This is a genomic window from Pseudomonas sp. JAI115, from assembly GCF_014200835.1.
GTDB classification, from domain to species: domain Bacteria; phylum Pseudomonadota; class Gammaproteobacteria; order Pseudomonadales; family Pseudomonadaceae; genus Aquipseudomonas; species Aquipseudomonas putida_A.
Map to the genome: position 1 here is coordinate 200,524 of NZ_JACHCY010000008.1, position 11,834 is coordinate 212,357.

Genomic DNA, 11,834 nt, shown 5'->3' on the forward strand with positions numbered 1-11,834 from the left:
CTTCGAATTTTGACCCCTACAGACCTTTTCTTATGCACAAAGAACCTCGTAAGGTCCGTGAGTTTCGTCGCCGCGAGCAAGAAATTCTCGATACCGCGCTCAAGCTGTTCCTCGAACAAGGTGAAGACAGCGTCACCGTCGAGATGATTGCTGATGCCGTGGGTATCGGCAAAGGCACGATCTACAAGCACTTCAAATCCAAGGCCGAGATCTATCTGCGGCTGATGCTTGATTACGAGCGCGATTTGAACGAGCTGCTGCATTCGGCCGATGTCGACAAGGACAAGGAAGCGCTGTCCCGTGCCTACTTCGAATTCCGTATGCGCGACCCTCAGCGCTATCGCCTGTTCGACCGTCTCGAAGAGAAGGTGGTGAAAGGCAATCAGGTACCGGAAATGGTCGAGGAGCTGCACAAGATCCGTGCCTCGAACTTCGAACGCCTGACCCTGCTCATCAAAGGCCGGATCAGCGAAGGCAAGCTCGAAGACGTGCCGCCATACTTCCACTACTGCGCGTCCTGGGCGCTGGTGCACGGCGCGGTGGCGCTGTATCACTCGCCGTTCTGGAGCAATGTGCTGGAAGATCAGGAAGGTTTCTTCCAGTTCCTGATGGACATCGGCGTGCGCATGGGCAACAAGCGCAAGCGCGACCCGGAAACGCCGAGCAGCTGAATCATTCAGCGGCCTTATTGCGCCATGATTTCGCTACATGACGCAGTACCGCAGGAATATACTCAGGCATAGGGCTTGCTAAAACTTGATTTGTGAGTCAAGTTTTAGCGGCTCGAAATTCTATCGCCGGAGTGATCATGATCGTTGACCGTCAAGGCAGGCGTTTTCGCAATTTGCGCATCAGCCTGACTTCAGCCTGCAATTACGCCTGTACCTACTGTGTGCCCAACGGCAAGCGGTTGGTGGCTGCGCAGGATGAACTGTCGGCCGAGGCCATGGCCCGCGGCGTGGCTTATCTCATCGAAGCCGCCGGCATCGAGCGCTTGCGCATCACCGGTGGCGAGCCGCTGGTCAGCCCCAAACTCGAATCTTTCATGAGTGCCGTCGGCAAGATGGGCCTGGAAGACATCAGCCTGACCACCAATGGTCAACTCCTGGCGAAGAAGCTGCCGCTGCTGGTGGACGCCGGTCTGCGCCGGATCAACGTATCCCTCGATACCCTGGATGCCGGCGCGTTCCGCAGTATCGCCCGTGGCGGCGATCTGGCGACCGTGCTCGATGGCATGGACCAGGCGAAAGCGGCGGGACTGAAGATCAAGGTCAACATGGTGCCGTTGCGTGGGCAGAACCTGGATCAGGTGATGCCGCTGCTCGATTACTGCCTGGAACGGGGCTATGAGTTGCGTTTCATCGAGTTGATGCGCATGGGCCACCTCGCCACCGACTCCAACGCCTTCCTGCAACAGTTCGTCAGCCTGCAGCAACTGCTGAGCCTGATCGGCGAGCGCTACGAGTACGCCCAGGCAGATGCGCCGGTGGATGCCACGGCCGTGCGCTATGCGATACCGGGCCGCGGCCATTTCGGCGTGATCGCCAACGAAAGCGTGCCGTTCTGCAGAACCTGTTCGCGCTTGCGTCTGTCGTCGACCGGTTGGCTGCATGGCTGCCTGTCGTCGAGCAACCGCCACTATGTCGGTGATCTGCTCGACAAGCCTCGCCATCAGGCGTTGCCGGCGTTGCAGCGTCTGTTGGTCAAGGCGTTGGGCGACAAGCAGGAAGTGGCGTTCTCCGGTGGTGCGACCGTCATGAAGATTATCGGCGGCTGATCCCTCTTTTTCGCGAGCAGGCTCGCTCCCGCTGGGTTTTGCGCAATCCTGTGGGAGCGAGTCTGCTCGCGAAAGCGATTCATCATTCGACGAAGATCCTGAGCTGGCGCAAAAGCTGCATCCAACGGCCATTCGCCGGTTTTCCGTCACCGGCTTTTGGAGGATGAGGATGCGTAGCCTGGTTTTGCTGCTGGCCGTTTTGGCGCTTGGCGGCTGTATGACTGTCAGCGATATGGCCGAAGGCACTCGCTATCAGATGAGCGACGCGGGGCTGCTGGATCACAGCGACAGCCGTCGGGTGAACAACTTCCGCATTCAGCCGGATTCGTTCATCTACATCGCTCAGGGCGCATTTGCACCGCCGGGTGGCTCCTATCCGCGCCCGAACGTGGTGGCAGAAGAAGCGTTCAAGGGTTTTGTCGAATACTTCCCGATGGTCCGCCGCGCGCGTGCCCCTGAAGGCCTCGATCAGGCGATGGGCGAAGCCCGCGATGCCGGCGCGCACTACCTGCTGTACACCCGTTTCGCCAAGGCTGACGACCGTATCGGTAACTCTGACGAATGGCTCGATCAGGAGGCCGTGGATCGCCTCGGCATCGATGGCGGGGTGATTCAGATCATGTTGATCGAGACCAGCACCCAGTATTTGATTGATACTGCACGGATCAAGAGTCGTGGCGGTTTACTGACGTTCCACGATAACAAGCCGGAAGACCTGATCGGCCCGCCGCTGGCGCAATACGCGCGCAGCCTGCTGGGAGTCGGCGACCAATAAACCAAGGAGTACGCCATGAGTGGACCGCAAAAAGCCAATGACCTGTTGGGGCAGATCCCCAAAACCAAAGGCCTGCCGCCGGTGCACTTGTGGAACCCGGACTTCTGCGGCGACATCGATATGCGCATCGCCCGCGACGGCACCTGGTATTACCTGGGCACGCCGATCGGGCGCAAGCCGATGGTCAAGCTGTTCTCCACCATCATCCGCCGCGACGGCGATGATTACTTCCTGATTACCCCGGTCGAAAAGGTCGGGATCAAAGTCGACGATGCGCCGTTCGTGGCGATTGCCGTGGAAGCCGAAGGCGAGGGCGAAGCGCAGGTCCTGCGTTTCACTACCAACGTTGAAGAGACTGCTGAGGCCGGGCCGGAACATCCGATCCGCGTCGAGATCGACCCGGTGACTCAGGAACCCGCGCCTTATGTGCACGTGCGCACCAACCTCGAAGCGTTGATTCACCGCAATGTGTTTTACCAACTGGTGGAACTGGCGGTCAGTCGTGAGATCGATGGGCAGCGCTGGTTGGGTGTGTGGAGCGGCGGCGAGTTCTTCCGGATCGGCCTCGAACCCTGACAATGAATCAAATGTGGGAGGGGGCTTGCTCCCGAAGGCGGTGTGACAGTCACCCTATGTATTGACTGCTGCACTGCCTTCGGGAGCAAGCCCCCTCCCACATTGATTGATGGACAACCTGAAAATCTGATTTGACACCCAATCATATGATCATTAGCGTGGACACCCATCGCGAACCGCTTTGAGGTGTCCATGTCCAGCAGCTTTCATGCATCAACGGTCGATTGGCTGGGCAGCTGGATTGCCGCTGGCCAGGTCAAGCCGGGGCAGGCGATCAAGGTCGAGGCGGATCTGGGCGAGCAGTTAGGTGTCAGCCGCACGGTGATTCGCGAAGCGATCAAGACCCTGGTCGCCAAAGGCATGCTCGAAGTCGGGCCTAAGGTTGGCACTCGCGTGTTACCGGTACGGCGCTGGAACCTGTTCGATCCGCAAGTCGTCGGCTGGCTCTCACGCAACGGCCTGCCGGAAAACTTTGTTGATGACCTGCTCGACTTGCGCCGCACCATCGAACCGATGGCCGTGCGCTGGGCCTGCGAGCGCGCCAGCCTGGAGCAGATTCACGCGGTGCAACTGGCCTACAACGCGCTGGAACGGGCGGTCGACAGCGGCGTTGATTACAACCGTGCCGACCAGGCCTTCCACGAATGCATTCTGGCGGCCAGCCACAACCAGTTCATCGAGCAAATGGTCCCGGCCCTCGGCGCCTTGCTCGCCGTGTCGTTTGAAGTCTCCGCTGCCGACCCCGATGAACTGCGTCGCACCTTGCCGATCCACAAAGACATGGCCGACGCCATTGCTGCCCGTGATTCAGCACGCGGGGTCTGGGCCTGCATGACCTTGATCGACAACGCCGACCTGGCGATCAAACGCTTTTACCCGCAGGTGATGGCCGACAAAAAAGCCAGTTGAAAACACAAATCCCCCTGTAGGAGTGAGCCTGCTCGCGATGGCGGTGGGTCAGTCACAATCGTCGTCACTGACCCACCGCTATCGCGAGCAGGCTCACTCCTACAGTTAAAACAACAACATGAAGGATTCGATATGCCGTTGACCGCCGTAACTCAACACCGCGCCAGGCTCGGTGAAGGGCCATTCTGGGACGCCCCGACCCAGGCGCTGTACTGGGTCGATATCGCTGGCAAGCAGGTGCTGCGGCTGATCGGCAACAACGTGCAGATCTGGCAGATGCCCGAGCACGTTTCCGCGTTCATCCCCTGTGCCAGCGGCGACGCGCTGGTGACCCTGAGCAGCGGCGTCTATCGCCTGGATCTCGATTCCCCCGGCCTTGAGCCGAACCTGACGCTGTTCTGCATCGCCGACCCGCAACCGGGCAATCGGCCCAACGAAGCGCGCTGCGACGCCCAGGGCCGACTGTGGCTCGGCACCATGCAGAACAACATCGGTGACAACGGCGAAGACCTGCCGATCGAGCGTCGTTCCGGCGGCTTGTTTCGCATTGATCCCGACCAGCGTGTCACTCCATTGCTGCTCGGTCTCGGCATTCCCAACACACTGCTGTGGAGTGATGACGGCACCACGCTGCTGTTCGGCGACAGCCTCGACGGGGCGCTCAATCGCTATTTTATTCACACCGACGGCAATCTGGATAACGCCGAGATCTGGTATGGCCCTGACCAGAATGGTGGCCCGGACGGATCGGCAGTCGACGCCGAGGGTTATGTCTGGAACGCCCGTTGGGACGGCAGTTGCCTGCTGCGCCTTACGCCGGACGGCAAGGTCGACCGTAAAATCGATCTGCCTGTCAGCCGTCCAACCAGTTGCGTATTCGGCGGCGAAGACCTGAAAACCCTGTACATCACCAGCGCCCAGAGTCCGCGCAACCATCCACTGGATGGCGCAGTCCTGTCGATGAGGGTCGATGTGCCGGGCAAACTTTGCACACGCTTCGCTGGCTAAATCCCAAAATATGGGATGCAAAATTATATATTGAGATTATTTGGCAGTCGGGTTTATAGTCGGCTCCAGCAGTAACACGCACTCACACTTAAAAAGAACAAAACAGGTGAAGTGATGCAGCGAACCTCTATCGCACTCCTCAGCGGAGTCAGCGTCTCGCAACGGACCGGCGTCGCTCGCCGCGCCTGCCTGTTTCGTTTTCACAGTTTTCCAGACCGGACATCGGCAGATGCCCGGTTTTTTTGTGCTGACGAACAGGAGTCCTGATCCATGGCTGAACCTCTTTCCTTGCCGCCGGTGCCCGCGCCGCCGAAGGGTGAGCGTCTGAAAAACAAGGTGGTGCTGCTGACCGGTGCCGCTCAAGGCATCGGCGAGGCGATCGTTGCCACGTTCGCCTCGCAGCAGGCCAGACTGGTGATCAGCGATATTCAGGTAGAGAAGGTCGAGAAGGTTGCCGCCCAGTGGCGCGACAAGGGCTACGACGTGCAGGCGATCAAGGCTGACGTCTCGCGCCAGCAGGACTTGCACGCCATGGCCAAACTGGCGGTTGAGCTGCACGGGCGCATCGACGTGCTGGTCAATTGCGCCGGGGTCAACGTGTTCCGCGACCCGCTGCAAATGACCGAAGAAGACTGGCGTCGTTGCTTCGCCATCGATCTGGACGGCGCCTGGTACGGTTGCAAAGCCGTGCTGCCGCAGATGATCGAGCAGGGTGTCGGCAGCATCATCAACATCGCCTCGACCCATTCCAGCCACATCATTCCCGGCTGTTTCCCGTACCCGGTAGCCAAGCACGGCCTGCTTGGGCTGACCCGGGCGCTGGGTATCGAATATGCGGCAAAGGGCGTTCGGGTCAACGCCATCGCCCCGGGGTACATCGAGACGCAACTCAACGTCGATTACTGGAACGGCTTTGCCGATCCGCACGCCGAGCGTCAACGCGCATTCGATCTGCACCCGCCGAAACGCATCGGCCAGCCGCTCGAAGTGGCGATGACCGCGGTGTTTCTGGCCAGTGATGAAGCGCCGTTCATCAACGCCTCGTGCATCACCATCGATGGTGGGCGCTCGGTGATGTACCACGACTGAGTGGATCGTGTTTCAGGCGGTGAACTCCGCGTGAAATCCAATCATCATACGATATGACTATTTTTGTCCTACATTGCAAAACCAGGCTTTAACGCTTTTCAAATAACGCTCAAAAAAAATAACAAGGAGTCAGCTATGAAACGTCGTTTCGGGATTCGTACCCTGTGCAGTGCCGCCCTGGCGGTCACCGCGTTCAGTCTGAGCAGTACGCTGCTCGCTGCCGATGCCGTGAAAATCGGTTTCCTGGTCAAACAGGCTGAAGAGCCATGGTTCCAGACCGAGTGGGCCTTCGCCGAGAAAGCCGCCAAGGACAAAGGCTTCGAACTGATCAAGATCGCCGTGCCAGACGGCGAGAAAACCCTCTCGGCCATCGACAGCCTTGCCGCCAACGGTGCCAAAGGCTTCGTGATCTGCCCGCCGGATGTCTCGCTCGGCCCGGCGATCATGGCCAAAGCCAAACTCAATGACCTCAAAGTGATTGCCGTGGACGATCGTTTCGTCGACGCCAACGGCAAGTTCATGGAGGACGTGCCGTACCTCGGCATGGCCGCGTTCGAAGTCGGCCAGAAGCAGGGCAACGCGATGGTCGCCGAGGCGAAGAAACGCAACTGGGACTGGAAAGACACCTACGCGGTGGTCAACACCTACAACGAACTCGACACCGGCAAGAAGCGCACCGACGGTTCGATGAAGGCGCTCGAAGACGCCGGCCTGCCGAAAGACCACATCCTGACCGCCGCGCTGAAAACCCTCGATGTGCCGGGCAGCATGGACGCCACCAACTCGGCGCTGGTCAAGCTGCCCAGCGCAGCAAAGAACCTGATCATCGGCGGCATGAACGACAACACCGTACTCGGCGGCGTCCGCGCCACCGAAGCCGCCGGGTTCGCTGCGGCCAATGTGATTGGTATCGGCATCAACGGCACCGACGCCATCGGCGAGCTGAAAAAGCCCAACAGCGGTTTCTTCGGTTCGATGCTGCCTAGCCCGCACATCGAAGGCTACAAGACTGCCGAGATGATGTACGAGTGGGTCACCACCGGCAAAGAACCGCCGAAGTACACGGCGATGGACGACGTCACCCTGATCACCCGCGAGAACTTCAAGCAAGAGCTGGAAAAAATCGGCCTGTGGAATTGATGGCTGCTCGATCGGTGTGAAGAGGTGACTCAGATGCACGCGCAAGTACAGACACACTCAAGCAGCGCCGGCGGCAGCCTGCGCTTCAACGGGATCGGCAAGACCTTCCCCGGGGTCAAGGCGCTGGACGCCATCAGCTTCGTCGCCCATCCAGGGCAGGTGCACGCCTTGATGGGCGAGAACGGCGCCGGCAAATCGACCCTGCTGAAAATCCTCGGTGGCGCCTACATTCCGAGCAGCGGCGAGTTGCAGATCGGCGAGCAGACCATGGCGTTCAAGTCGACCGCCGACAGCATCGGCAGCGGCGTCGCGGTGATTCACCAGGAGCTGCATCTGGTGCCGGAAATGAGCGTGGCCGAGAACCTGTTTCTCGGTCATCTGCCGGCCAGTTTCGGCCTGATCAATCGTGGCGTCCTGCGCCAGAATGCCTTGGCCTGCCTCAAGGGCCTGGCCGATGAAATCGATCCGCAGACCAAGGTCGGGCGCCTGTCGCTCGGCCAGCGGCAACTGGTGGAAATCGCCAAGGCGCTGTCCCGTGGCGCGCATGTGATCGCCTTCGATGAGCCGACCAGCAGTCTCTCGGCGCGCGAAATCGACCGTTTGATGGCGATCATCAGCCGCCTGCGCGATGAGGGCAAAGTGGTGCTCTACGTCTCGCATCGCATGGAAGAAGTGTTCCGCATTTGCGATGCGGTGACGGTGTTCAAGGACGGCCGTTACGTGCGCACCTTCGATGACATGAGCCAGTTGACCCACGATCAACTGGTGACCTGCATGGTCGGCCGCGACATTCAGGACATCTACGATTACCGCAGTCGTCCACGCGGCGCGGTGGCGTTGAAGGTCGACGGTTTGCTCGGCCCGGGGCTGCGTGAGCCGGTGAGTTTCGAGGCGCACAAGGGCGAGATTCTCGGGCTGTTCGGTCTGGTCGGGGCCGGGCGCACCGAGCTGTTCCGCTTGCTCAGCGGGCTGGAGCGCAACACCGCCGGACGCCTCGAATTGCGCGGGCATGAATTGAAGTTGCGCTCGCCGCGTGACGCGATTGCCGCCGGGATCCTGCTGTGCCCCGAGGACCGTAAAAAAGAGGGGATCATCCCGCTGGCCAGCGTTGCCGAGAACATCAACATCAGCGCGCGCGGCGCCAATGCCAGCCTCGGCTGCCTGCTGCGCGGGCTGTGGGAGAAGGGCAACGCCGACAAGCAGATCAAGGCGCTGAAAGTCAAAACCCCGCACGCCGGTCAGCAGATCAAATTCCTGTCCGGCGGCAATCAGCAGAAGGCGATTCTCGGCCGCTGGCTGTCGATGCCGATGAAGGTGCTGCTGCTCGACGAGCCGACTCGCGGCATCGACATCGGCGCCAAGGCCGAGATCTACCAGATCATCCATAACCTGGCCGCCGACGGGATTTCGGTGATCGTGGTGTCCAGTGACCTCATGGAGGTGATGGGCATTTCCGACCGCATTCTGGTGCTCTGCGAAGGCGCGCTGCGCGGCGAAGTCAGCCGCGACCAGGCCAATGAATCCAACCTGCTGCAACTGGCTTTGCCGCGCCATCGCGCTGACGGCGTGGCGAACTGAGAGGTGACTATGATGACCATCCAAAACAAGGCGCTGCCGACTCCCCGCAAACCGCTGGACCTGCGGCGCTTCCTCGACGACTGGGTCATGCTGCTGGCGGCGATCGGTATCTTCGTCGCCTGCACGCTGCTGATCGATAACTTCCTCTCGCCGCTGAACATGCGCGGGCTGGGGCTGGCGATTTCCACCACCGGCATTGCCGCGTGCACCATGCTGTATTGCCTGGCGTCAGGTCACTTCGACTTGTCGGTGGGCTCGGTGATCGCCTGCGCGGGGGTCGTTGCTGCGGTGGTGATGCGCGACACCAACAGCGTGTTCCTCGGCGTCAGCGCAGCGCTGGTGATGGGTCTGATTGTCGGGCTGATCAACGGCATCGTGATCGCCAAGTTGCGGGTCAACGCGTTGATCACCACGCTGGCGACCATGCAGATCGTTCGCGGCCTGGCCTACATTTTTGCCAACGGCAAAGCGGTGGGCGTGTCGCAGGAATCGTTCTTCGTCTTCGGCAACGGCCAGCTGTTCGGCGTGCCGGTGCCGATCCTGATCACCATCGTCTGCTTCCTGTTCTTCGGCTGGCTGCTGAACTACACCACCTACGGGCGCAACACCATGGCCATCGGTGGCAACCAGGAAGCGGCGTTGCTCGCCGGCGTCAACGTTGACCGGACCAAGATCATCATCTTCGCCGTGCACGGCGTGATCGGCGCGCTGGCCGGGGTGATTCTGGCGTCGCGGATGACCTCTGGGCAGCCAATGATTGGCCAGGGTTTCGAGCTGACGGTGATTTCGGCGTGTGTGCTTGGCGGGGTGTCGCTCAGTGGCGGGATCGGCATGATCCGGCATGTGATTGCCGGGGTGCTGATTCTGGCGATCATCGAGAACGCGATGAACCTGAAGAACATTGATACGTTTTATCAGTATGTGATTCGTGGTTCGATTCTGTTGCTGGCCGTCGTCATCGATCGCCTCAAACAGCGGTAATCTTCAATCCCCCTGTGGGAGCGGGCTTGCTCGCGAATGCGGCGTGTCAGTCAATATTTTCGGCGTCTGACACAGCGCTTTCGCGAGCAAGCCCGCTCCCACAGGGGACCGCGCCGAGCCAGACCTTCCGTCATCTCTCCTAAAAATTCCTTGCTCGCCCGCGCCCGTTTCGGTTATCACTTTGTACATGATTAGACAGGTACGATTTGACAAGAAACAACGGGTGGTCGACGAACTCGTCCGGCGCATTGAAAGCGGCCTCATGGAGGACGGCTTTCTGTTGCCCGGCGAGCATCAGTTGGCTCAGGAATTCAACGTCAGCCGTGGCACGTTGCGCGAAGCGCTGGCCGAACTGAAGCGGCGCAATTACATCGCCACGCAAAGCGGGGTCGGCTCCATTGTCACGTTCGACGGTGTAGCGCTCGATCAGCGCAGCGGCTGGGCGCAGGCGTTGGCCGACAGCGGGGCGCTGATCAACACCGAAGTGCTGCGCCTGGAAGCGGTGACGCGGCCTGATCTGCTTTCGCGCTTCGGCACCGACCAATTCATCACCCTCGATCGCCGTCGTCGTTCCAACGACGGCACGCTGGTGTCCCTTGAACGTTCTTTGATGCCGGCCACCGGCGGCCTGGAAAGCCTACCGCGGGTCGGTCTGATCGACAACTCGCTGACCATCACCCTCGCTGCCTACGGCTACATCGGCGAGCGCGGCGATCAGTGGATCGGCGCCGAACCACTCAATGCCGAAGACGCCGAACTGCTCGGGCGCCCGGTCGGCACCGTGTTCCTCAAGGCCCTGCGTACCACCTACGACCGGCAGAACCGTTTCATGGAGCAGGTCGAAAGCCTGCTCGACCCGGTGCATTTCCGCCTGCACCTGCAATTTGGAGAATCGAAATGACCGCGCTCAACCGTGCCCTCGGTGCGTTTTATGGCCTGGCCCTCGGTGATGCGCTGGGCATGCCGACGCAATCGTTGAACCGCGAAACGATCAAGACCCGCTTTGGCCGGATCACTGATCTGCAGGACGCCGGTCCTCTGCAACCGATCGCCGCCAACATGCCCAAAGGTTCGATCACCGATGACACCGAACAGGCGATTCTGGTCGGTCAGTTGCTGGTCGAAGGCAAGGGTCAGATCGAGCCGGCAGTCCTCGCCCAACGGCTGATCGAATGGGAAGCCGAGATGCAGGCCAAGGGGTCGCAGGACCTGCTCGGCCCGTCGACCAAACGCGCCATTGAAATGATCCTCGCCGGGCATTCGCCGGAGGAGGCCGGGCGTTACGGCACCACCAACGGCGCGGCGATGCGCATCACTCCGGTGGGCATTGCGGCAGACGTCGCTGATCCCGAGCGTTTCATCGCAGCCGTGGTGCAGGCCTGTCAGGTCACCCACAACACCACGCTTGGGATTTCCAGCGCGGCGGCGGTGGCGGCGGTGGTTTCGGCCGGGATCAACGGCATGGACCTGGGCGAAGCGCTGAACCTAGGTCAGCAGATTGCGCAACAGGCCGAGGCACATGGGCACTGGGTGGCCGGCGGGCGCATCGCTTCGCGCATCAGTTGGGCGCGAACCATCAGCGTCGATAGCGACAAGGCGCTGTTGGCGGATCTGCTGTACGACGTGATCGGCACGTCGGTGGCCTCGCAGGAATCGGTCGTGGTGTCGTTCGCCCTGGCGCAGCAAGTGGCGGTCGGCGAAATGAGCGCGTTCGAAGCGTTGTGCATGGCCGCCAGCCTTGGCGGCGACACTGACACCATCGCGGCGATTCTTGGCGCCATGCTCGGGGCCTGCCTGGGCCTTGAGAGCTGGCCTGCCGAGATGATCGAGACGGTGAAGGCTGTCAATCATCTGGAGCTTGAGCCGTTGGTGCAGGGGCTGTTGGCCTTGCGTTGATCGGGCGGACGCCTTCGCGAGCAGGCTCGCTTGTATGTTTAGACTTGAAGGGGTGGGCGGGACTACAGACTCGATTCTGACTCTGACCAGTACAGACCGTGGGAG

General features: G+C 60.7%; 12 protein-coding genes. All 12 read left to right on the forward strand.

Translation table 11 applies throughout. The features are described from left to right. Positions 1-32: 32 nt before the first annotated feature. The 12 genes from HDC30_RS19400 (at position 33) to HDC30_RS19455 (ending at position 11,729) form a co-directional block, all read left to right on the forward strand. Positions 33-671 (forward strand): TetR/AcrR family transcriptional regulator, encoded by a 639-nt coding sequence (locus tag HDC30_RS19400; protein WP_007950805.1) that lies wholly within the window; start codon positions 33-35, stop codon positions 669-671. 137 nt (positions 672-808) lie between these two features. Next, a complete protein-coding gene (locus tag HDC30_RS19405; RefSeq protein WP_098965014.1) occupies positions 809-1,777 on the forward strand; it encodes a GTP 3',8-cyclase MoaA in 969 nt (322 codons plus the stop codon). A 169-nt stretch (positions 1,778-1,946) separates the two neighbouring features. Next, a complete protein-coding gene (locus HDC30_RS19410; protein ID WP_007967613.1) occupies positions 1,947-2,552 on the forward strand; it encodes a DUF4823 domain-containing protein in 606 nt (201 codons plus the stop codon). A 15-nt stretch (positions 2,553-2,567) separates the two neighbouring features. Further along, complete coding sequence (locus tag HDC30_RS19415) at positions 2,568-3,128, forward strand: DUF1285 domain-containing protein (protein WP_097088448.1); 561 nt, start codon at positions 2,568-2,570, stop codon at positions 3,126-3,128. A 192-nt stretch (positions 3,129-3,320) separates the two neighbouring features. Continuing rightward, complete coding sequence (locus HDC30_RS19420) at positions 3,321-4,037, forward strand: FadR/GntR family transcriptional regulator (protein ID WP_097088446.1); 717 nt, start codon at positions 3,321-3,323, stop codon at positions 4,035-4,037. Positions 4,038-4,169: 132 nt separating this feature from the next. Further along, positions 4,170-5,045 carry an SMP-30/gluconolactonase/LRE family protein gene (locus HDC30_RS19425; RefSeq protein ID WP_097088444.1) on the forward strand — a complete coding sequence of 292 codons (876 nt, stop codon included), beginning with the start codon at positions 4,170-4,172 and terminating at the stop codon, positions 5,043-5,045. Between the two features lie 270 nt (positions 5,046-5,315). Next, on the forward strand, positions 5,316-6,134 hold the full coding sequence (locus tag HDC30_RS19430) for an SDR family oxidoreductase (RefSeq protein ID WP_183784432.1): 819 nt from the start codon (positions 5,316-5,318) through the stop codon (positions 6,132-6,134). Between the two features lie 135 nt (positions 6,135-6,269). After that, the gene (locus HDC30_RS19435) at positions 6,270-7,274 is read left to right on the forward strand and encodes a substrate-binding domain-containing protein (RefSeq protein ID WP_027612369.1); all 1,005 of its coding nucleotides are present in this window, start codon (positions 6,270-6,272) and stop codon (positions 7,272-7,274) included. Between the two features lie 33 nt (positions 7,275-7,307). After that, a complete protein-coding gene (gene araG / locus HDC30_RS19440; RefSeq protein WP_027612370.1) occupies positions 7,308-8,852 on the forward strand; it encodes an L-arabinose ABC transporter ATP-binding protein AraG in 1,545 nt (514 codons plus the stop codon). A 12-nt stretch (positions 8,853-8,864) separates the two neighbouring features. Continuing rightward, entirely contained in the window at positions 8,865-9,833 is a 969-nt protein-coding gene (gene araH / locus HDC30_RS19445; protein WP_027612371.1) for an L-arabinose ABC transporter permease AraH, read from the forward strand. A gap of 187 nt (positions 9,834-10,020) precedes the next feature. Next, positions 10,021-10,734, forward strand: a complete 714-nt coding sequence (locus HDC30_RS19450; protein ID WP_027612372.1) for a GntR family transcriptional regulator — start codon at positions 10,021-10,023, stop codon at positions 10,732-10,734. Next, the gene (locus HDC30_RS19455; protein WP_027612373.1) at positions 10,731-11,729 is read left to right on the forward strand and encodes an ADP-ribosylglycohydrolase family protein; all 999 of its coding nucleotides are present in this window, start codon (positions 10,731-10,733) and stop codon (positions 11,727-11,729) included. Before HDC30_RS19450 ends, HDC30_RS19455 begins: the two co-directional genes overlap by 4 nt. Positions 11,730-11,834 lie beyond the last annotated feature (105 nt).